At 72.5% G+C, this 21,951-nt stretch carries 12 protein-coding genes; 5 read left to right on the top strand and 7 right to left on the bottom strand.

Annotated features, from left to right (window positions below; genetic code table 11):
• The first annotated feature begins 156 nt into the window (after positions 1-156).
• The gene (locus ACIQVZ_RS16570) at positions 157-438 is read left to right on the top strand and encodes a type II toxin-antitoxin system prevent-host-death family antitoxin (RefSeq protein ID WP_350884697.1); all 282 of its coding nucleotides are present in this window, start codon (positions 157-159) and stop codon (positions 436-438) included.
• On the top strand, positions 435-839 hold the full coding sequence (locus tag ACIQVZ_RS16565) for a type II toxin-antitoxin system VapC family toxin (protein WP_402450590.1): 405 nt from the start codon (positions 435-437) through the stop codon (positions 837-839). Before ACIQVZ_RS16570 ends, ACIQVZ_RS16565 begins: the two co-directional genes overlap by 4 nt.
• A 56-nt stretch (positions 840-895) precedes the next feature.
• Here ACIQVZ_RS16565 and glgB read toward each other — a convergent pair whose 3' ends face one another.
• The 4 genes from glgB to ACIQVZ_RS16545 all read right to left on the bottom strand — a co-directional run bounded on the left by glgB (position 896) and on the right by ACIQVZ_RS16545 (position 8,780).
• Entirely contained in the window at positions 896-3,244 is a 2,349-nt protein-coding gene (gene glgB / locus ACIQVZ_RS16560) for a 1,4-alpha-glucan branching protein GlgB (RefSeq protein ID WP_402450588.1), read from the bottom strand.
• Between the two features lie 127 nt (positions 3,245-3,371).
• A complete protein-coding gene (locus ACIQVZ_RS16555; protein ID WP_402450586.1) occupies positions 3,372-4,862 on the bottom strand; it encodes a phosphotransferase in 1,491 nt (496 codons plus the stop codon).
• A 241-nt stretch (positions 4,863-5,103) separates the two neighbouring features.
• Positions 5,104-6,828, bottom strand: a complete 1,725-nt coding sequence (gene treS / locus ACIQVZ_RS16550; protein WP_063347760.1) for a maltose alpha-D-glucosyltransferase — start codon at positions 6,826-6,828, stop codon at positions 5,104-5,106.
• Complete coding sequence (locus ACIQVZ_RS16545) at positions 6,825-8,780, bottom strand: alpha-1,4-glucan--maltose-1-phosphate maltosyltransferase (protein WP_402450724.1); 1,956 nt, start codon at positions 8,778-8,780, stop codon at positions 6,825-6,827. The genes treS and ACIQVZ_RS16545 overlap by 4 nt, the downstream gene beginning before the upstream one ends.
• A 1,007-nt stretch (positions 8,781-9,787) precedes the next feature.
• On the opposite strand from ACIQVZ_RS16545, the gene glgP reads away from it, so the two are divergent.
• A complete protein-coding gene (gene glgP / locus ACIQVZ_RS16540; RefSeq protein WP_402450583.1) occupies positions 9,788-12,469 on the top strand; it encodes an alpha-glucan family phosphorylase in 2,682 nt (893 codons plus the stop codon).
• A gap of 183 nt (positions 12,470-12,652) precedes the next feature.
• Here the strand turns inward: glgP and ACIQVZ_RS16535 are convergent, their stop codons facing one another.
• The 3 genes from ACIQVZ_RS16535 to glgX all read right to left on the bottom strand — a co-directional run bounded on the left by ACIQVZ_RS16535 (position 12,653) and on the right by glgX (position 18,703).
• Positions 12,653-14,512 carry an ABC transporter ATP-binding protein gene (locus ACIQVZ_RS16535; RefSeq protein WP_402450582.1) on the bottom strand — a complete coding sequence of 620 codons (1,860 nt, stop codon included), beginning with the start codon at positions 14,510-14,512 and terminating at the stop codon, positions 12,653-12,655.
• Complete coding sequence (locus ACIQVZ_RS16530; protein WP_402450579.1) at positions 14,509-16,326, bottom strand: ABC transporter ATP-binding protein; 1,818 nt, start codon at positions 16,324-16,326, stop codon at positions 14,509-14,511. Before ACIQVZ_RS16530 ends, ACIQVZ_RS16535 begins: the two co-directional genes overlap by 4 nt.
• Before the next feature lie 169 nt (positions 16,327-16,495).
• Positions 16,496-18,703 carry a glycogen debranching protein GlgX gene (gene glgX / locus ACIQVZ_RS16525; RefSeq protein ID WP_402450577.1) on the bottom strand — a complete coding sequence of 736 codons (2,208 nt, stop codon included), beginning with the start codon at positions 18,701-18,703 and terminating at the stop codon, positions 16,496-16,498.
• A 281-nt stretch (positions 18,704-18,984) separates the two neighbouring features.
• Here glgX and ACIQVZ_RS16520 point away from each other — a divergent pair, with 281 nt between their 5' ends.
• Entirely contained in the window at positions 18,985-20,259 is a 1,275-nt protein-coding gene (locus ACIQVZ_RS16520) for an Ig-like domain-containing protein (protein WP_402450574.1), read from the top strand.
• Positions 20,260-20,433: 174 nt separating this feature from the next.
• Positions 20,434-21,699, top strand: a complete 1,266-nt coding sequence (locus ACIQVZ_RS16515) for an Ig-like domain-containing protein (protein WP_350884679.1) — start codon at positions 20,434-20,436, stop codon at positions 21,697-21,699.
• Positions 21,700-21,951: the final 252 nt, after the last annotated feature.

Here is a 21,951-nt window from a genome sequence, read left to right as displayed (position 1 = left end):
CTCGGAATATGGCCATATCGACCATACCTTCGCACTGCGAACGGACGTCCGCGAGCAGAGCGGCCGAGTCGGGGCAAGGGCTGAACGTCCTGGGCACGGGGTTTGCGCTGCCGCCCGCTCTTGATGTACCTACATGAGGTAGTTACATTGGAGGGCATGGAGACCATGGGACTGCGTGAGCTGAACCAGAACCCGTCGAAGGCGGTCGCGCGGGTCCGGGCCGGCGCGACGATCGTCGTCACCGACCGCGGGCGGCCCGTGCTGAGACTCGTGCCGGAGGAGCCCCCGGCGACGACCCTCGAACGCATGATCGCGGCCGGCGAGGTCACCCCGCCCGCCGAGGAGGGCATGCCCGAGCTGGCCCTCGATCTGCTGCCGGAGATCGGCAGCCTCTCGGACCTCCTGGTGGAAGACCGCGAACGGGAGCGGAACCGTTGATCTACCTCGACTCCTGCGCGCTGCTGAAGTTCATCAAGCCGGAGCCCGAGACGGCCGCACTGCGGGCGTGGCGGCGGGCGCTGCCCGCCGGGACCGAGCTGATCACCGGCGCGCTGGCCCGGCTGGAGATCACCCGCACCCTGCTCCGCGCGGGCCTGGCCCACCAGCAGGTCCCCTACTACGTGGACCAGGCGCTCCGGGGCAGCCACCAGGTCGACCTCAGCAGCGCGGTGCTCGCCCGGGCGCTCTCCTACCGCACTCCGCGCCTCGGCTCGCTGGACGCGTTGCACCTGGCCAGCGCGGACCCGTTCCGGACGGAGCTGACCGAGTTCATCACCTACGACCGCGAGCTGGGCAGGGCCGCGGAGGACCTCGGCTTCCCGGTGTCGGCACCGCGCTGAGCGCCTGCCCGGCCGGGCAGACACTCAGGCGCTCAGGTGTTCTGGTGCCCAGGCCCTCAGCGGGCCGGGCGGAGCCAGAGGGTGGCGAGCGGGGGGAGGACCAGTTCGGCGGAGCGGGGCTGGTCGTGCCAGGGGGTCGGTTCGGCCTTGACCGGGTGGGAGTTGCCGATGCCGCCGCCGCCGTAGGCCTCGGCGTCGGTGTTGAGCAGTTCCTCCCACAGCTGGTCGCGGCCGTCCAGGTCGGGCAGGCCGATCCGGTGGCCGTGCCGGACGACGGGGGAGAAGTTGCAGACCGCGACCAGTGGCGAGCCGTCGGCCGCGTACCGGACGAAGGAGAGCAGGTTGTCCTCGGCGGCGCCGCCGTCGAGCCAGCGGAAGCCGTCCGGGGTGGTGTCCCGTTCCCAGAGGGCGGGGGTGTCCAGGTAGTGCCGGTTGAGGTCGCGGACCAGCCGGCGGACACCGCGGTGGTCCTGGTGGGCGGGCCACCGCTCGTCGAGCACCCACCACTGTGGGCCCTGCTCGTGGTCCCATTCCGCGCCCTGGGCGAACTCCTGCCCCATGAAGAGCAGTTGCTTGCCCGGGTGGGACCACATGAACCCCAGGTAGGCGCGGTGGTTGGCGCGCTGCTGCCACCAGTCGCCGGGCATCTTGGAGACCAGCGCCTGCTTGCCGTGCACCACCTCGTCGTGCGAGATCGGCAGGACGTAGTTCTCCGAGTAGGCGTACACCATCGAGAAGGTGATCTCGTTGTGGTGGAACTTGCGGTGCACCGGCTCCTTGGACATGTAGACCAGCGAGTCGTGCATCCAGCCCATGTTCCACTTGAGTCCGAAGCCGAGGCCGCCGGCGTCGGTGGGGCGGGTGACGCCGTCCCAGGCGGTGGACTCCTCGGCGATGGTGACCACGCCGGGGCAGCGCCGGTAGACGGTGGCGTTCATCTCCTGGAGGAACGCGGCCGCGTCCGGGTTCTCCCGGCCGCCGTGCTGGTTGGGCGTCCAGGCGCCGCCCTCGCGGGAGTAGTCGAGGTAGAGCATGGAGGCGACGGCGTCCACCCGCAGGCCGTCGATGTGGAACTCCTCGCACCAGTAGACCGCGTTGGCGACGAGGAAGTTGCGCACCTCCGTGCGGCCGTAGTCGAACTCCAGGGTTCCCCAGTCGGGGTGCTCGGCACGCAGCGGGTCGGCCGGCTCGTACAGCGGCTCGCCGTCGAAGCGGGCGAGCGCGAAGGCGTCCTTGGGGAAGTGGGCGGGCACCCAGTCGACGATCACGCCGATGCCGTGCCGGTGCAGGGTGTCGACCAGGTGGCGGAAGTCGTCGGGGCTGCCGAGCCGGGCGGTGGGCGCGTAGTAGCCGGACACCTGGTAGCCCCAGGAGCCGCCGAAGGGGTGCTCCATGACCGGCATGAACTCCACGTGGGTGAAGTTCAATTCCTTGAGGTAGCGCGGAAGTTCATCGGCGATGGCGCGGTAGTCGGTGAGGTCGGGCCGCCAGGAGGCCAGGTGCAGCTCGTAGACGGACATCGGTGCCCGGTGGTGCGCGGCGCGGGCCCGGCGGGCCATCCACTCGCCGTCCTGCCAGTGGTAGTCGGAGGAGGTGACCACCGAGGCGGTGGCGGGCGGGCACTGGGCGGCCCGGGCGAGCGGGTCGGCCTTGTCGAGCACCCAGCCCTGCCGGGTGTGGACCTCGTACTTGTACGCGGCACCCTCGGCGAGGCCCGGGACGAAGAGCTCCCAGATGCCGGACGAGCCGAGCGAGCGCATCGGGTGCCCGGTGCCGTCCCAGTGGTTGAAGTCGCCGATCAGCCGGACGCCGACGGCGTTCGGCGCCCAGACCGCGAAGGCGGTGCCGGCGACGCCGTCGACGGTCCGCACGTGCGAGCCGAGGGCCTGCCACAGCTGCTCGTGCCGGCCTTCGGAGATCAGGTGCAGGTCGAGTTCGCCGAGGGTGGGCGGGGTGCGGTAGCCGTCGTGCTGGGCCAGCGGCTCGCCGCCGGGGTAGGTCACCAGCAGCCGGTAGTCCACGGCGTCGGCGCCGGCCACCAGTCCGGTGAACAACCCGCCCTGCTGATGGGTGAGTTCGGCCGGGCCCTGGGTGGTCTCGACGACCACCCGCTCGGCGAACGGGCGCAGCACCCGGATCGCGGTGCCGCCGTGCACCGGGTGCGCGCCGAGCAGGGCGTGCGGGTCGTGGTGCTGCCCGCCGACCAGCCGGTCCACCTCGGACGGCGGCAGCGGCGCCTCGGGCAGGCGCAGCGAGGCCGTGGGCGGAGCCGTGGCCGGTGCGGACTCCGCGACCGGCGCGGACTCCTCGGCCGGGACGGGCTCGGGCCGGGGCGAGTCCGGGCCGGCCAGGAACGTGGCCGGGACGGGGCGGGTGGTGCGGCCGGGCGGGTCGAGCGGCGTCACGGCTGGGTCCTCCTGCGACGGGGGGTGGGCTAACTCCAGGGCGGCGGAACCGGGGGTGCGGGTAGGGCAGGGGGTGCGGGCGGGGCCGGGGGTGGGCAGGGCAGGGGTGCGGGTGGGGCCGGGGCGGTCAGACGGTGAGGGCGAGCCGGTTGATCGCGGCGAGCGGGATCGGCAGCCAGCTCGGCCGGTGCCGGGCCTCGTACACGACCTCGTACACCGCCTTGTCGATCTCCAGGGCCCGCATCAGCTCCGGTGAGGCCGCCGGGTCGGCGCCGCCGCCGGCGGTGTAGCCGGCGCAGAAGGCGGTGCGGTTGCGCTGGGCCCAGGCGGCGGCGAGGTGGGCGAGTTCCGGGTCGACCGGGCCGCCGGCCAGCAGGTGGGCTGCCGCGTAGTCGAAGGAGCGGAGCATGGCGGCGACGTCGCGCAGCGCGGGCTGGGGTTCGCGGCGTTCGTTGACGGACTTGGCGGGTTCGCCCTCGAAGTCCAGCAGCACCCAGCCGTGCGGAGTGCGCATGGCCTGTCCGAGGTGCAGGTCGCCGTGGATGCGCTGGACGGGCAGGCCGTCGGGGTGGGCGTCGGCGAGCTGCTGGAAGGCGGTGCGCAGTGCGGCCCGGTAGCGCAGCAGGCCGGGGACGGCGGCGACGGCGCTGTCCAGCCGGTCGGCCATGGTGGTGGCGAGCCGGCTGGTCTGGGCGCGGTCGAGCCGGGCGACCGGCATCGAGCGGGCCAGGACCCGGTGGACTTCGGCGGTGGCCCGGCCGAGCCGGTGGGCCTCGATGGCGAAGTTGCCGGGGGAGGGGTCGCCCTTGAGCCGGCCGACCTGGTCGAGGGCGAGCTCCCAGCCGTCCTCGGCGTCCGGCAGGTAGCGCTGGAGCAGCCCGAGGGTGGCGGGTTCGGCGCGTTCCAGCCGGCTCTCGAACCAGGCGGCGACCCGGGGGATCCGGGTGGAGCCGGCTCGGGAGAGGGCGAGGGAGAGTTCGAGGTCGGGGTTGGTGCCGGGGTGGATGCGGCGGAACAGTTTGAGGATGTACGAGGTGCCGTAGATGACCGAGCTGTTGGACTGCTCGGCGGTGGAGGCGCGGCCGGGGAGGTTGGCGGGGAGCCCGGAGCCGGGGGTCCGGCGGAAGGACAGCGCGCCGAACCGGTCGCCGGTGGCGAGGTGTTCCAGCAGCCGCCCGGTGAGTTCGGGGTCGTGGACGGCGTCGTAGAGCGCCGCGCCGTCGTACGGTCCCTGGCTGAGCCGGCCGAGCACGGCGCTGGGCTCGATGTCCGCGGGCCCCTCCGAGCGGATGCCGAGCAGGAGTTGGTAGATGTCGCCGTGCGGGGCGCCGGCCGTGGTGGCGTGCTCGACCCGCAGCAGCAGGTGCAGCAGGGCGGGGTCGCCGACCTGGAGCGGGGTTCCGACCATCGGGGTGAGGCCGGTGATGGGCCGTCCCTTCCCGGCGTACCACCGCTGGGTGGGGAGCCACTCGGCGATCAGCGGCAGCGCGGCCTGGACGAGTTCGCTGACCCCCAGGGCGGTTCTCCGGGCCCCGGTGCTCCGCGCGCCCGCCGGTGCGGCGGGGTCGGCGGGGGCGTCCTGCTGCACATGGGCTTGAGAACGGGAGGTTTCGGACATGACTCCCTTTCCCCGGAAGCGGGCGGACTGCCCGACGGGTCTGGCCGGGTCCGTCAGTCTTCCGGATTTCGGCGGCGCGGCGGCGGCGGCACGCGAGCGGGGCTCAGGTGTCACGCCTTCGTGTGGGTGGCCGTTGGGCTGTTCTCCGTACGCGGCGGTGCAGAGAACTCCGGGGGCGCAGGGGTACAACTCGCGCCCCCGGAGGGTCTGGTGGTGCTGTGGGGCAGGGTGTGGCGGATCGTTACTTCGAGCGCCTGGTCCCGCTCAGCCGCGGCGGCTGCCGGAGCTGGAACCAGTAGAAGCCGTGGCCGGCCAGCGTGAGCAGGTAGGGCCACTCGCCGATAGAGGGGAAGCGCACCCCGCCGATCAGCTCGACCGGGTACCGTCCGCCGTACTGCCGCAGATCCAGCTCGGTCGGCTGCGCGAACCGCGAGAAGTTGTTCACGCACATGACCAGGTCCCCCTCGTGTTCGCGCACGAAGGCCAGCACGGCGGGGTTGCTGGAGGGCAGTTCGGTGTACGTGCCGAGGCCGAACGCCGGATTGAGCTTGCGGATCTCGATCATGCGACGCGTCCAGTGCAGCAGCGAACTCGAACTGCTCTGCTGTGCCTCGACGTTGGTCACCTGGTAGCCGTACACCGGATCCATGATGGGCGGCAGACTGAGCCTGCCCGGGTCGGCGGAGGAGAAACCCGCGTTGCGGTCCGGGGTCCACTGCATCGGCGTGCGCACGCCGTCCCGGTCGCCCAGCCAGATGTTGTCGCCCATGCCGATCTCGTCCCCGTAGTAGAGGACCGGCGAGCCGGGCAGCGAGAACAGCAGGGCGGTGAACAGCTCGATCTGGTTGCGGTCGTTCTCCAGCAGCGGGGCGAGCCGGCGGCGGATGCCCACGTTGGCGCGCATCCGGGGGTCCTTGGCGTACTCCGCGTACATGTAGTCGCGCTCCTCGTCGGTGACCATCTCCAGGGTCAGCTCGTCGTGGTTGCGCAGGAAGATGCCCCACTGGCAGCCGCCGGGGATCTGCGGGGTCTTGCTGAGGATCTCCGACACCGGGTAGCGGGACTCCCGCCGCACGGCCATGAAGATCCGGGGCATCACCGGGAAGTGGAACGCCATGTGGCACTCGTCGCCGCCCGCGGTGAAGTCGCCGAAGTAGTCGACGACGTCCTCGGGCCACTGGTTGGCCTCGGCCAGCAGCACGGTGTCGGGGTAGTCGGCGTCGATCTCCTTGCGGACCCGCTGGAGGAACTCGTGGGTCTCCGGCAGGTTCTCGCAGTTGGTGCCCTCGCGGGCGAACAGGTACGGCACCGCGTCCAGCCGGAAGCCGTCGATGCCGAGGTCGAGCCAGAACCGCAGTCCGGCGATCATCTCCTGCTGGACGCGGGGGTTGTCGTAGTTGAGGTCCGGCTGGTGGGAGAAGAACCGGTGCCAGAAGTACTGCTTGCGGACCGGGTCGTAGGTCCAGTTGGAGGTCTCGGTGTCGACGAAGATGATCCGGGCGTCCGGGTACTGCTTGTCGTCGTCGGCCCACATGTAGAAGTCGCCGTACGGGCCGTCCGGGTCCGTCCGGGAGGCCTGGAACCACGGGTGCTGGTCGCTGGTGTGGTTCATGACGAAGTCGATGATCACGCGCATGCCGCGGGCGTGCGCGGCGTCGACGAACTCCATGAAGTCGGCGAGGTCGCCGAACTCCGGCAGCACCGACTTGTAGTCGGCCACGTCGTACCCGCCGTCGCGCAGCGGCGAGGCGAAGAACGGCGGGAGCCAGAGGCAGTCGACCCCGAGCCACTGCAGGTAGTCGAGTTTGGTGGTGAGCCCCTTCAGGTCCCCGACCCCGTCGCCGTTGCTGTCCTGGAAGGACCGCACCAGCACCTCGTAGAAGACCGCACGCTTGAACCACTCCGGGTCCAGGTTCTTCTTCGAGGTCTCCGGGAAGGTGTCGGGGACGGGCTCGTTCACAGTCACGCTGGGTTCCTCCGAACCGTGAGGAGGTGAGCCGGCTCGGCTGAGGGATCGAGCCGGACGTAGTTGTGCCGGCCCCAGGTGTAGACGGCGCCGGTGAGCTCGTCGTGCACCGCGTACGGGCCGTCGCCGTCGAGGGTGACGGTGGCCTCCTGGACGTGGTGCGGGTCGAGGTTGACCACGGTGACGACCTGGTCGGTGAGGCCCTCGGGGGTGGTCGCGGTCTTGGAGTAGGCGAGCACCTGGTCGTTGTCGGTGGGGTGGAAGCGCAGGTTGCGCAGCTGCTGGAGGGCGGGGTGGCGCCGGCGCAGCCGGTTCAGCACGGTGAGCAGCGGGGCGAGGGAGTCGGTGCGGGTCCAGTCGCGCGGGCGCAGCTCGTACTTCTCCGAGTGCAGGTACTCCTCGGAGCCGGGGTGGGCCGGCTCGTCCTCGTACAGCTCGAAGCCGGCGTAGACGCCGTAGCTGGGGGCGAGGGTGGCGGCGAGCACGGCGCGGATCGCGAACGCGGCGCGGCCGCCGTGCTGGAGGTAGCCGTGCAGGATGTCCGGGGTGTTGGCGAAGAAGTTCGGCCGCATGTAGGCGGCGGCGTCACCGGTGAGTTCGGTGAGGTACTCGGTGAGTTCCGGTTTGGTGGTGCGCCAGGTGAAGTACGTGTACGACTGGTGGAAACCGATCTTCCCCAGGGTGTGCATCATCGCGGGCCGGGTGAAGGCCTCCGCCAGGAACACGACGTCCGGGTCGGTGCGGGAGATGTCGGCGAGCACCTTCTCCCAGAACGCCACCGGTTTGGTGTGCGGGTTGTCGACCCGGAAGATCCGAACGCCGTGGGACATCCAGAACCGGAGGATCCGGATGGTTTCCTTGACGATTCCTTCCATGTCCTGGTCGAAGTTGATCGGATAGATGTCCTGGTACTTCTTCGGCGGGTTCTCGGCGTACGCGATGGTGCCGTCCGCGCGGTGGCTGAACCATTCCGGGTGCTTGTTCACCCACGGGTGGTCGGGGGAGCACTGGAGGGCGAAGTCCAGCGCCACCTCCAGGTGCAGGGCCTCGGCCTCGGCGACGAAGTGGTCGAAGTCCTCGATCGTGCCGAGGTCGGGGTGGACGGCGTCGTGGCCGCCCTCGGGGGAGCCGATCGCCCAGGGCGAGCCGACGTCGTGCGGACCGGCCGTCAGGGCGTTGTCCGGCCCCTTGCGGAAGGCTCGCCCGATCGGGTGCACCGGCGGCAGGTAGACCACGTCGAAGCCCATCCCGGCGACGGCCGGCAGCCGCTCGGCGGCGGTGCGCAGGGTGCCCGAACGCGGCGGCTCGACGCCGCTCGGGTCCACCACCGCCCCCTCCGAGCGGGGGAAGAACTCGTACCAGGAGCCGTACAGCGCGCGCTCGCGGTCCACCTGGAGCGGCAGCGGGCGGGAGGTGCTGAGCAGTTCGCGCAGCGGGTACCGGGCCAGCAGGTCCAGCACCTCGGGGGCGAGCGCGGCGGCCAGCCGGGACAGCGGCGGCAGGCCGGGGTCGCGCAGCGCGTCGGCGGCGGACAGCACGTGCGCGCGGCCCTCCTTCTTCGGCACGCCGGCGGCGGCCTGCTCCAGCAGCCGGGCGCCGTCCTCCAGGACCAGCGCGGTGTCGATCCCGGCGGGCAGCTTCACGGCGGCGGTCCGGCGCCAGGTGGCGACCGGGTCGCTCCACGCCTCGACCAGGTACGACCAGCGGCCGGGCGCGGTCGGGGTGACGTGCGCGCCCCAGCGGTCGGTGCCCTCGGCCAGCTCGCGCATCGGCGTCCACGGGCCGCCGCGGCCGCGCGGGTCGCGCAGCACCACGTTGGCGTTGACGGCGTCGTGGCCCTCGCGGAACACGGTCGCGGTGACCAGGAAGGTCTCGCCGACGACGGCCTTGGCCGGGCGACGGCCGGCGTCGACGAGGGGGCTGACGTCCAGGACGGGGATGCGGCCGATCACGGTGTCGCTCTCTGTCGTCTTGCGGGCGGCGGGCTTGCGGGCGGAGGCCTTGCGCGGCGCGGCGTCGGAGGCGCCCTCGGCGGTGGTCCCGGCGGTCCCGGCAGCGTCGGCGGTGGCCTTCGCGGTGGCGGCGGCGCGGCGCGTGGTGGTGGTGCGCCTGCGCGGTGCCGCGGTCCGGCCCTCCTCGGCCCCGGGTTGTCGGGCCGCTTCGGCCGGCTCGGTGCGGACCGCCCCGGCGGCCCGCGGCGCCGGCATCGCCGGATCCGTCCGAGTGTCAGAATCCATCCGTCCGGCGGATTCCGCGACCGCTGCGTCGTGGCTGTCGGCCACCGGTGTGGACTGGTCCCGCGTGTCGCCGTGCATGTCAAACTCCTGCCCGAGATCGGCGGCAGCTCCCGCGGGCCGGGGATGGGCCAGGGGAGTACCGGGAGGACTGCTGGGTGGGGAGGACGTGCGACCGGAAGCCTGCCCGCGCCGCCGTCCCCGGCAACCTGCCCGGCGCCCGCCGAGCCCTCGACGGGAGCCCTGGAGCCGCGCGCGTCCCGGCGCGCGCCTCCAGGGGCACGCCCCTGGGCGACCCGGTCGACCCGTGAACGAGCAGGCCGAGCACGAGGACACGCGTCGGTGCGAGGTGAGCGCCGAATGGGCTAAGAAGAAGGGGAACGATCAACGCGAAAAGGATTCGGACGTGCTGCTTCAAGGCGGACGCCACCCGCCGCCGCACTCCCCGCAGCATCAACGACCTTGAGTCATCCTCGCACCGGGGACAAGACTTTTGCAGCGGTACGACAGTAGTTTCGGGCTTTGTCCTGAGCGGATGAGCCATCGGAAATGGACCTGTTCCGCAGTGTTCATGCATTGGTAGCGCAGGACCCCGGAAATGTGCGCCGCGCGCGCCCCCCGTGCAGACCAATGCGCCGAATGCGATCTCATCAATAGGCCGAACGGATGCCCAATAGCCCACTTGACGCACTGTCATGACGGACATCGCGGCTACGCTTCACGCCGTGAAGGCAATCCGCAGATTCACCGTCCGCACCGTCCTGCCCGAACAACTCCAGCCGCTGCACGAGCTGGCCCTCAACCTGCGCTGGTCCTGGCACCCCGAGACCAGGGACCTCTTCCGGTCCGTGGACCCGGAGGTCTGGGCCGCGACCGGCGAGGACCCGGTGCGGCTGCTCGGGGAGGTCCCGGCCGCCCGGCTCGCCGCCCTCGCCGCCGACCGGCGGTTCCTGCGCAGACTCGGCGACCTCGCCGACGACCTGCGCGAGTACCTCAGCGGCCCGCGCTGGTACCAGGCCCAACAGGAGAACGGCGCCACCCCGCCGCCCGCCGCCATCGCCTACTTCTCCCCCGAGTACGGCATCGCCGCCGCGTTGCCCCAGTACTCCGGCGGGCTCGGCATCCTGGCCGGCGACCACCTCAAGGCCGCCAGCGACCTCGGCGTCCCGATCATCGGCGTCGGCCTGTTCTACCGGCACGGCTACTTCCGGCAGTCCCTCAGCCGGGACGGCTGGCAGCAGGAGCGCTACCCGCTGCTCGATCCGGACGAACTCGCGGTCAGCCTGCTCCGGGAGGACGACGGCACCCCCGGCCGGGTCGACCTCGCCCTGCCCGGCGGCCGCACCCTGGCCGCGCACATCTGGAAGGCCCAGGTCGGACGGGTCCCGCTGCTGCTCCTCGACTCCGACATCGAGGCCAACTCGCCCGCCGAGCGCGACGTCACCGACCGGCTCTACGGCGGCGGCAGCGAGCACCGGCTGCTCCAGGAGATGCTGCTCGGCATCGGCGGCGTCCGCGCCGTCCGCGCCTACTGCCGGCTCACCGGGCACCCCGCCCCCGAGGTGTTCCACACCAACGAGGGCCACGCGGGCTTCCTCGGCGTCGAACGGATCCGCGAGCTGGTCGCCACCGGCTCAGCCGGCCCCGGCGGCGTCGGCCTGGACTTCGCCGCCGCCCTGGAGTCCGTCCGGGCCGGCACCCTGTTCACCACCCACACACCCGTCCCGGCCGGCATCGACCGCTTCGACCGCGAGCTGGTCGCCCGCCACTTCGGCGGCGACGCCGCGCTGCCGGGCGTCCCGGTCGAACCGGTGCTCGCGCTCGGCGCCGAGACCTGGCCCGGCGGGGACCCGAAGCTCTTCAACATGGCCGCCATGGGCCTGCGGCTCGCCCAGCGCGCCAACGGGGTCTCCACCCTGCACGGCGAGGTCAGCCGCTCCATGTTCAACGGCCTCTGGCCCGGCTTCGACACCACCGAGGTGCCGATCACCTCCGTCACCAACGGCGTCCACGCCGCGACCTGGATCGACCCGGCCGTCGTGCGGCTCGGCGCCGCCGAGATCGGCGCCGACCGCGCCGAGGACGCCATGACCACCGGCGACGCCAAGCGCTGGACGGGCCTGGAGCGGATCGGCAACACCGAGATCTGGGACCTGCGCCGCAGCCTGCGCGCCCAGCTGGTCGACGAGGCCCGCCGCCGGCTGCGCGACTCCTGGCGCCAGCGCGGCGCCGGCGAGGCCGAACTCGGCTGGGTCTCCTCCGTGCTCGACCCCGACGTGCTCACCATCGGCTTCGCCCGCCGGGTGCCCTCGTACAAGCGGCTCACCCTGATGCTGCGCGATCCGGACCGGCTGCGCGCCCTGCTGCTGCACCCCGTCCGGCCGGTGCAGATCGTGGTCGCCGGCAAGGCCCACCCGGCCGACGACGGCGGCAAGCGGCTGATCCAGCAGATGGTCGCCTTCGCCGACGACCCGGCCGTCCGGCACCGGATCGTCTTCCTGCCGGACTACGACATGGCGATGGCCCGGCACCTCTACCCGGGTTGCGACGTCTGGCTGAACAACCCGCTGCGCCCGCTGGAGGCCTGCGGCACCTCCGGGATGAAGGCCGCGCTCAACGGCTGCCTCAACCTGTCCGTCCTGGACGGCTGGTGGGACGAGTGGTACGACGGCCAGAACGGCTGGGCGATCCCCACCGCCGACGAGGCCGGCGGCGTGCTCGACCCGGAGAGCAGCGAGGCCGAGCGCCGCGACGACATCGAGGCCGCCGCGCTGTACGACCTGATCGAGGACCAGGTCGCCGGGCGGTTCTACGACCGGGGCACGGACGGGCTGCCGCACCGCTGGATCGCCATGGTCCGGCACACCCTGGTCACCCTCGGCCCCAAGGTGCTGGCCGGGCGGATGGTCCGCGAGTACGTCGAACGGCTGTACACCCCGGCGGCGCTGGCCCAGCGGGAGCTGGCGGCGGCGAAGCACCACGGCGCCCTGGAGCTGGCGGCTTGGAAGGCGAAGGTCCGGGAGGCCTGGCCGGCCGTCCGGGTCGAGCACGTCGAGGCGGACTGTCCGGACGAGGCGCAGGAGCTGGGCAGCTCGCTGGCACTGCGGGTGCAGGTCGCGCTCGGGGCGCTGGAGCCGGGCGACGTCGAGGTGCAGGCGGTGTCCGGCCGGGTGGACGAGACGGACGGCATCTCGGACGGCTGCGTGCTCGCCCTCAAGCCGGTCGGCGGGTCCGACCTGGACGGCCGGACCCGCTACGAGGGCTCGCTGGAGCTGTGCCGGACCGGCCCGTTCGGCTACACCGTCCGGGTGCTGCCGGCCCACCCCCGGCTGGCCTCCCCGGCGGAGCTGGGGCTGGTGGCCCTGCCCGCCGAGTCGTCGGGGATGGACGCGGGGGTGCTGCGCTGACGCCCTGCCGCGGGGAGGGTGAGGCCCTGTCCGGCCGATCTTGCCGGGCCCGCGACGCCGGGCATCCCGCCTGGACGCACGCCCGAATCGCCCAAGTACGCCCAGTACGAGGACGATCCGGGTGCACGCCCAGCCGGGCGCCCACCGCCGCGGGCTGATCCGCCAAGATCGACCGGACAGGGCCTAGACCAGGCTGTCCCGCCAGGCCTGGTGGAGGGCGGCGAAGCGGCCGGATCCGTCGATCAGCTCCTGCGGGGAGCCGTCCTCGACGATCCGGCCCTGGTCCATCACCAGGACGCGGTCGGCGATCTCCACGGTGGAGAGCCGGTGCGCGATGATCACCGCCGTCCGGCCGGCCAGCACCGTGCGCATGGCCCGCTGGACGGCCTGCTCGCCGGGGACGTCCAGCGAGCTGGTCGCCTCGTCGAGGATCAGCACCGCCGGGTCGGCGAGCAGGGCGCGGGCGAAGGCGACCAGCTGGCGCTGCCCGGCGGAGATCCGGCCGCCGCGCTTGCGCACGTCGGTGTCGAAGCCGTCCGGGAGCGCGGCGATGAACTCGTACGCGCCGATGTCCCGGGCGGCCTGCTCGACCTCCTCGCGGCCGGCGCCGGGGCGGCCGATCGCGATGTTCTCGGCGACGGTGCCGGAGAACAGGAAGGACTCCTGGGTCACCATCACCACGCCGCGCCGCAGCTCGGGGGTGGCGAGGTCGCGCAGGTCCACGCCGTCCAGCCGGATCCGGCCGTCGGCCGGGTCGTAGAAGCGGGCCAGCAGCTTGGCGACCGTCGACTTCCCGGCGCCGGTCGCGCCGACCACCGCCACCGTCTGCCCGGCCGGGATCACCAGGTCGAACGGCGGCAGCACCTGCTTGCCGGTGCGGTAGGCGAAACGGGTCTTCTCGAAGCGGACCTCGCGCCCCTTGCCGGCGGCCTGCGGCAGTTCGGCGGGCGCGGCCGGTTCGGCGACGGTCGGCTCGTGGGCGAGCAGGCCGGCGATCTTCTCCAGCGCGGCGGCGGCCGACTGGTAGCTGTTCAGGAACATCGCCAGCTGGTCGATCGGGTCGTAGAGCCGGCGCAGGTAGAGCACGAAGGCGGTGAGCACACCCAGCTCGACCGTGCCGTCGGCGACCAGGTAGGCGCCGAGCAGCACCACGCCGGTGGTCCACAGGTTGGCGGTGACGCGGGAGAGGCCGACGTAGCGGGCGATCTCCAGCAGGCCGTCCGCCGTCGCGGTGGCGGACTGCCGGTTGACCACGGCGAAGGCCTCGTCGTTGGCCTTCTCGCGGCGGAAGGCCTGCACCGGGCGGATGCCGTTCATGGTCTCGGTGAAGCGGACGATCAGTGAGGCGGCCGAGGTGCGGGAGCGGCGGTAGACCCGGCGCGAGCGGCTGCGGAAGGACCGGGCGATCAGCGCCAGCGGCAGGACCGACGCCAGCGAGACCAGGCCGAGCCGCCAGTCCAGCACCAGCAGCAGCACCGAGATGTAGCAGACCGACAGGAGGACGGTCAGCAGTTCCTGGAGGCCCTCGGAGAGCAGCTCGCGCAGCGCGTCCACGTCGCTGGTGGCGCGGGAGATGATCCGGCCCGAGGTGTAGCGCTCGTGGAAGTCCAGGCTCAGCCGCTGGGCGTGCCGGAAGATCCGGCCGCGCAGCTCCAGCAGGATGTCCTGGTTGACCCGGGCGCTGATCTTGATGAACGCCCACTGCAGCAGCAGGCTGAGCAGCGCGCAGCCCAGGTAGGCGCAGACCACCGCGACCAGCGGGCCGCTGTCGCTCTCGCGCAGTGCCGGGATGCCGCGGTCCATCGCGATGGCGACCAGCAGCGGGCCGGACTGCAGGGCCGCCTGCTGGACGAGGATCACCAGCATCGCGACGGCGATCCGGGCCCGGTGCGGGCCGAGCAGTGAGCGCAGCAGCGCCCGGGGCGCGCCGGGCGGGACGGGGATGTCCTCCTCGTCGGCCGGGGGCGGCGGCGGCAGCTGTTCCTCGACCGGCTCGGCGGTCTCCCGTCCGGCGGGGCCGACGGGCGAGATGGTGGTGGTCATCGGGTGGTGCCCCCCTCGGAGACCAGGACGGCCTCGGGCGTCGGGGCGGACTCGCCCGACATCAGTTCGCGGTAGTGCGCGCAGTCGCGCAGCAGGTCCTGGTGGGTGCCGACGGCCTCGATCCGGCCGTCGGAGAGCACCGCGACCCGGTCGGCGAGCAGCACGGTGCTCGGGCGGTGGGCGACCACCAGGGCGGTGGTGGCGCCGAGGACCTGGCGCAGTGCCCGTTCGACCAGGGCCTCGGTGTGCACGTCGAGGGCGGAGAGCGGGTCGTCCAGCACCAGGAAGGCCGGCTCGCCGACCACCGCGCGGGCCAGGGCGAGGCGCTGGCGCTGGCCGCCGGACAGACTCAGGCCCTGCTCGCCGACCTCGGTGTCCACGCCGTCCGGGAGCTTGTCCACGAAGGAGGCCTGGGCGGTGGCCAGGGCGGCGCGCAGCTGCTGGTCGTCCGCGCCCGGGGCGCCCATCAGGACGTTCTCCCGGACGGTGGCGGAGAACAGCGTGGGCTCCTCGAAGGCGACCGCGACCAGCTCGCGCAGCCGCTCCCGGGGGAGGTCGCGGATGTCCAGGCCGTCCAGGGTGATGGTGCCGGCGCCAGCCTCGTACAGACGGGGGAGCAGCGCGGTGAGCGTGGTCTTGCCGCTGCCGGTGGCGCCGACCAGGGCCATCGTCTCGCCGCTGCGGATGTGCAGGTCGATGCCGGCCAGCAGGTCGGGGGTGTCGTCGGGGGCGTCGGGGTAGCGGAAGCGGACGCCGGTGAAGCGGATGCCGTCGGGGGCGCCGAGTCCTTCGGCGGTGCCCGGGTCGGCCGTCTCGGGCTCGTCCAGCACCTCGAAGAAGCGGTCGGCGGCGGTGGCGGCCTCGTTGGCGTAGGCGAGCAGCCAGCCCAGGGACTCGACCGGCCAGCGCAGCGCCAGCGCGGTGGAGAGGAAGGCGACCAGGGTGCCGGCGCTCAGCTCGTCGTGGGCGACCAGGTAGGCGCCGGCGGCGAGGGCGCAGCCGAGGGCGATCTCGGGCAGGCCGACGATGACCGCCCAGAGGTTGGCGAGCAGTCCGGCCTTGCGCAGTTCGGTGCGGCGCAGGTCGTGGGCCTGGGCGCGGAAGCGCTCGGCCATCGAGCGGTGGCGGCCGAAGGCCTTGAGGATGCGGATGCCGAGGACGGACTCCTCGATGACGGTGGCGAGGTCGCCGTTCTGGTCCTGGGCGCGGCGGGAGGCGCCGGAGTAGCCGGCCTCGAACCGCCGGGTGAGCACGAACAGCGGGACGGCGGGCAGCAGGATGATCAGGGCGAGTCGCCAGTCCTGGGTGAACATCACCGCCGTGCCGACGAGGAACATCACCGAGTTGACGACCAGGAAGACCAGCGGGAAGGCCAGAAAGAGCCGCATGGTGTACATGTCGGCGGTGGCCCGGGAGAGCAGCTGGCCGGATCCCCAGCGCTCGTGGAAGGAGATCGGCAGCCGCTGGAGCTTGGCGAAGAGGTCGCCGCGCATGGCCGTCTCCAGCCCGGCCAGCGGGCGGGCCAGGACCACCCGGCGGGTGTAGAACAGCGTGGCCTCGACCAGTCCGAGGACCAGCAGCACGCCGATCAGCGGCCAGAGCCCGCTCAGGTCGTGCTCGGCGAGCGGGCCGTCGACGATCCGGCCGAGGACCAGTGGGACGCCGAGGACGCTCAGCATGGCGACCAGGGCGGCGGCCACCGAAACGGCCAACCGGCGGCGAACGGCTCGGGCGTAGGGCCACAGGCGCAGGAGGGAGCGGACCGTGGAGCGGTGCCCGGTCGCGGTGTCGTCGTCTTGTCGGTTCTCGGCCATCGTCGTGAGGGTAGGACGAGGTCGCGTCATTTCTCATCAGGTTTTTCACCCCTGACAGAACGCTTCGGCGAGAACCGGCCACCTGTACGGGTGGGGCGCGGGTGAACAAGCGGGGCGGGTGGGGCCGGTCGCGCGGGCCGAAGTGCGCCGCACGCGCGGCCGACACCGCTCAGTTCGTGGCGGCGGGCGCGCGCAGCAGCCGCAGCGAGCGCCCGGCCAGCAGCGTCGCGCCCTGCGGACAGGGCTCGCCGCCGCCCTCGACGGCGGTGTCGACCACCGTCTCGTACGCCTCCTCCGGCGCGGCCCAGGGCTCGCCGGGGAGGGTGAACAGCACCGGTTCGTGACCGGCGTTGAGCAGCAGCAGGAAGCTGTCGTCCAGCGTCGGCCGCCCGGCCTCGTCCCGTTCGGACATCGCGGTGCCGGACAGCAGCATGCCCAGGCAGGCGGTCGGGGTGAACCAGTCGGCCTCGGTCATCTCCTTGCCCAGCGGCGTGAACCAGGCGAGGTCCGGCTGGCCGCCCGGGGCGGCGGCCCGGCCGGAGAAGAACGCCCGCTGCCGCAGCACCGGGTGGGCCCGGCGCAGCCGGATCAGCCGGGCGGTCAGCTCGCACAGCCCGCGCCAGCGGGGATCCGCCAGGAGCGACCAGTCCAGCCAGCCGAGCTCGTTGTCCTGGCAGTAGGCGTTGTTGTTGCCGCCCTGGGTGCGGCCCAGCTCGTCCCCGGCGGTGAGCATGGGGACGCCGGTGGAGAGCAGCAGCGTGGCCAGCAGGTTGCGCAGTTGGCGCAGCCGCAGGGCGTTCACCTCCGGGTCGGTGGTCTCGCCCTCGACGCCGTGGTTCCAGGACCGGTTGTCGTCGGTGCCGTCCCGGTTGGCCTCGCCGTTCGCCTCGTTGTGCTTGCGGTCGTAGCTGACCAGGTCGCGCAGCGTGAAACCGTCGTGCGCGGTCACGTAGTTGACGGAGGCGTACGGGCGGCGGCCGCCGCGCTGGTAGAGGTCGGAGGAGCCGGACAGCCGGTAGCCCAGCTCGCGCACGTCCGGGCGGGCGCCGCGCCAGAAGTCCCGCACGGTGTCCCGGTACTTGTCGTTCCACTCGGCCCACAGCGGGGGGAAGCCGCCGACCTGGTAGCCGCCCGGGCCGACGTCCCAGGGCTCGGCGATCAGTTTCACCCGGCTGAGCAGCGGGTCCTGGGAGACGGCGGCGAGGAAGGGGTGGTCCATGTCCACGCCGTCGGTGCCGCGGGCGAGGGCGGCGGCGAGGTCGAAGCGGAAGCCGTCCACGCCCATCTCGGTGACCCAGTACCGCAGCGAGTCGGTGACCAGCCGGACCACCTGCGGGCGGCGGGTGTCCAGGGTGTTGCCGCAGCCGGTGAAGTCCGCGTAGCCGCGCGGGCGGTGCGGGGCCGGGCGGTAGTAGGCGGTGTTGTCGATGCCGCGCAGCGAGAGCATCGGGCCGAGTTCGGAGCCCTCCGCGGTGTGGTTGAACACCACGTCGAGGATCACCTCGATCCCGGCGGCGTGCAGGGCGCGGACCATCCGCTTGAACTCGCCGACCTGGCCGCCGCGCGAGCCGGCCGCCGAGTAGCCGGCGTGCGGGGCGAAGTAGCCGATCGTGTTGTAGCCCCAGTAGTTGACCAGGCCGCGCGACTGGAGGTGGTCCTCGCTGGCGTACTGGTGCACCGGCAGCAGCTCGACGGCGGTCACGCCGAGGCGGGTCAGGTGGGCGACGGCGGCCGGGTGGGCCAGGCCCGCGTAGGTGCCGCGGAGCTCCGGCGGGATGTCGGGGTGGCGCATCGTGAAGCCGCGCACGTGCAGTTCGTAGAGCACCGTCTCGGCCCACGGGGTCTTCGGGCGGTGGTCGTCGTACCAGTCGTCGTCATCGTGGACGACCACGGATCTGGGCACGTAGCGGGCCGAGTCGCGGTTGTCCCGGACGGTGTCGGCGACGTCCGCCTCCGGCCAGTTGCGGACGGCGGCGCAGACCGCGTCGTGGCTGGTGTAACAGCCGTCCACGGCACGGGCGTACGGGTCGAGCAGCAGCTTCGCCGGGTTCCAGCGGGCGCCGGTCCACGGGTCCCACCGGCCGTGCACGCGGAAGCCGTACCGGGTGCCGGGGCGGACGCCGGGCAGGAAGCCGTGCCAGGTCTGGAAGTCCTGCTCGGTGAGGCGGTGCCGGCCCTCCCGGCCGTCCTCGTCGAACAGGCAGAGGTCGACCGCCTCGGCGCCGGCCGCCCAGAGCGCGAAGTTGGTTCCCTGGCGGCCCTGTTGGTCGGTCCGGAAGCGGGCGCCGAGCGGCTGCCAGCTGCCGGGCCACGGTGGCTCGGCGGTGTCCCCGCCGGGCGGCCGCACTCCGGCTTCCAGCTCCTGCCCTGACGCCATGGCCGCACCCTCCCTGGACGGGGTGTCCCGGACCCCGTTCACTTCCTCTTTCCCGGATTGCGCAGATCGGAAGCGGCTGAACGGGGGCTTACCGGCGGATGGCGGCCGATGGATGGGGGGATTTCGCGCGGCCGCGCGTGTCCCCGCCGCGATTGCCCTCGTTGTTCCCGGTATCGGGCGTTCCCGCTACCGGACGTTCCCGGCACCGGGACTTCCCGGTAGCGGGCGCCCCCGGTACCGGACCTTCCCGGTACCGGACGTGGACAGTGGGAGGCCCCGGTATGCGGCGCCGAGGACGGGTGTGGGCGCGGCGGGCGGCGGCGGTGGCCTGGGGCCTCGCCGTCCTGACGGGGTGCGGCGGCTCCCCGGCGGCCCCCGCGCAGGACGCCGCCGGGTCCGGGGCGCACACCCCGCCCCCGCCGCCGTCCCGGGCGGTCGTCACGGCGCTGCCCGCCGACGGCGCCCAGGACGTGCCGCCGGAGGGCCCGGTCCGGGTGACGGCGACGCAGGGCCGGCTGGTCACCGTCCGGCTGGCCGACAGCAGGGGCACCGAGATCCCCGGCACGATCGCCCCGGGCGGCGCCGCCTGGACGCCCGACGGCCCGCTGCCGCTGGGCACCGCGTACACCCTGGACGCCGTCGCCGAGGACGACCAGGGCCAACGGGCGGCCCAGCACTCGGCGTTCTCCACGATGGCCCGGGCGCACACCTTCGTCGCCTTCTTCACCCCGGAGGACGGCTCCACCGTCGGTGTCGGCATGCCGGTGTCGTTGCGCTTCAGCCGGCCGATCACGGACCGGGCAGCGGTGGAGAAGGCCGTCCAGGTGAGCGCCGACCCGCCCGTCCCGGTGGCCGCGCACTGGTTCGGCAACCAGCGGCTGGACGTCCGCCCGCAGCAGTACTGGGCGGCCGGCACCAAGGTGACGGTGGCGCTGCGACTGAAGGACGTGCAGGGCGCGCCGGGCGAGTTCGGCACCCAGACCAAGGACCTGCACTTCACCGTCGGCCGGGCGCAGGTCTCCACCGTCGACCTGGACGCGCACACCCTGACCGTCCGGGCCGGGCAGGGCGGCAAGGTGCTGCGGGTGCTCAAGGTGTCCGGCGGCAGCCGTGACCACTCCACCTACCGGGGCGTCATGGTGGTGTCGGAGAAGTACAAGGTGACCCGGATGAACTCGCAGACCGTCGGGATGGGCGACGAGTACGACATCAAGGACGTGCCGCACGCGATGCGGCTGACCAACTCCGGCACCTTCGTGCACGGCAACTACTGGGCGGATCCCGGGGTGTTCGGCGCGGCCAACACCAGCCACGGCTGCATCGGCCTGGCCGACGCCAAGGGCGGTGCGAGCAAGGACTCCCCGGCGGGCTGGCTGTTCGAGCACACCATCCCGGGGGACGTGCTGGAGGCGAAGGCCTCGGCGGGGGACTTCGTGCCGCCGCAGAACGGCCTCAACGGCTGGAACATGCCGTGGGAGCAGTGGGTGGCGGGCAGCGCCCTCGGGCCGGTTGCCGGGCCGGTCTCCGGGCCCGCGGCCGACCCCGTCGCGCAGTAGTCGATCTTCACCGCCGATTCACCCCCGATCCACCCACCTCCCCCCGGGATCCGCTCGGACGGCCCGGCTATCCTGCTCCGGCGCGCCCCGGTCCGGCGCGAAAGATCGGCGCCCGGTGCAACTCATGGGGGCACTCAACGCGTCAAGAGAGTGAATACCGGGAGGGGAGAAACCGTGAAGACGGGGAAGACGGCCGACGCCGCGATACGTACCACCAGCCGCTACGGGCGCAGGGGTGCGATGGCGCTGGTCATGGGCGGGGTGCTGCTGCTCACCGCGGCCTGCGGCGACGACAAGGGCGGAACGGGCGGCGGGGGCGACAACGCGGCGTCCGCGGCGACGGCAGGTGCGGGCGGGACGGCGGCCCCGGCGGGCGCGTCGGGCGAGCCGAAGGCCTCCGCCGCGGTGCTGGCCGTCGAGCCGAAGGACGGCGCCCAGGACGTCGCACCGAGCAACGCGTTGCAGGTGTCCGTCTCGAACGGCAAGCTCACCACGGTCGAGGTGACCGACAAGAACGGCAAGCCGGTCGACGGGGCGATCACCCCGGACGGCATCGGCTGGAAGCCCGCCGCCGCGCTCACCGTCGGCATGGCGTACAAGGTGAACGCGCAGGCCAAGGACGCCGACGGCCTGGTGACCGCGTCCACCACGACGTTCACCACGCTGACGCCGGACAAGAAGGTCTCCACCAACGACAACATCAGCGACGGTGCCACCTACGGCGTCGGCATGATCGTCTCGGTGAACTTCAGCAAGACCGTCAAGAACAAGGACGCCGTCCTCAAGGGCATCACCTTCGAGACGAACAACGGCACCGAGGTGAAGGGCCACTGGTTCGGCGACAACCGGCTGGACTTCCGCCCGGCCGAGTACTGGAAGCCGGACACCAAGGTCACCATCAAGTACCGGCTGAAGAGCGTCGAGGTCGCCCCGGGCGTCTACGGCGACGTGGACAAGGACGAGCCGTTCACCATCGGCCGCTCCCAGATCGCCACCGCCGACGCCAAGACGCACCAGATGACGATCGAGCGGGGCGGCAAGAGCACCACCGTGCCGGTCACCCTGGGCGCGGACGCGACGCCGTCCTGGGGCGGGACGATGGTGATCATGTCCAAGGAGAAGGTCACCCGGATGAACTCGCAGACGGTGGGCCTCGGCGGCGAGTACGACATCCAGGACGTGCCGCACGCGATGCGGCTGACCACCTCCGGCACCTTCGTGCACGGCAACTACTGGGCCAGCCCGTTCGGCAGGACCAACGCCAGCCACGGCTGCGTCTCGATGGCGGACGAGAAGGGCGGCAGCGACACCTCCGTCGCGGGCAAGTTCTTCAACGACTCGATGGTCGGCGACGTGGTCAAGATCGTGAACACCAAGGAGAAGACCGTCGCGCCCTCCAACGGGCTGGGCGGCTGGAACATCGCCTGGGCGAACTGGTAGATCCTGCCCGCCGACCGACCGGATAGTCCCGGTTCGTCGGCGCGGTGCGGACGAGCGGCCCGATCCTCACCCGTTGGGGTCGGGCCGTTCGCGTTTTCGGAGCGCACCGGGCCCCGGATGGCGCAACCTTTCCGGAGGCCGGCGCGTGTAGTGGTCGGGTCCGCCGTGTGCGCGGGGTCGTGTGCGGGGTTTCGGGTCGTGGGGTGCGGTCCGTGGGGTTCGGTCCGTGGGGTTTCTTTCGTGGGGTTTCTG

The sequence above is a fragment of the Kitasatospora sp. NPDC098663 genome (genome assembly GCF_044760075.1).
GTDB lineage: Bacteria > Actinomycetota > Actinomycetes > Streptomycetales > Streptomycetaceae > Kitasatospora.
This window is presented reverse-complemented; position numbering and strand designations above follow the sequence as displayed.

Coding starts and splice junctions, on each gene's coding strand:
- ACIQVZ_RS16570 (WP_350884697.1), top strand. CDS start 157: ATGGAGACCATGGGACTGCGTGAGCTGAACCAGAACCCGTCGAAGGCG.
- ACIQVZ_RS16555 (WP_402450586.1), bottom strand. CDS start 4,862: ATGTCCGAAACCTCCCGTTCTCAAGCCCATGTGCAGCAGGACGCCCCC.
- ACIQVZ_RS16535 (WP_402450582.1), bottom strand. CDS start 14,512: ATGACCACCACCATCTCGCCCGTCGGCCCCGCCGGACGGGAGACCGCC.
- ACIQVZ_RS16530 (WP_402450579.1), bottom strand. CDS start 16,326: ATGGCCGAGAACCGACAAGACGACGACACCGCGACCGGGCACCGCTCC.
- glgX (WP_402450577.1), bottom strand. CDS start 18,703: ATGGCGTCAGGGCAGGAGCTGGAAGCCGGAGTGCGGCCGCCCGGCGGG.
- ACIQVZ_RS16520 (WP_402450574.1), top strand. CDS start 18,985: ATGCGGCGCCGAGGACGGGTGTGGGCGCGGCGGGCGGCGGCGGTGGCC.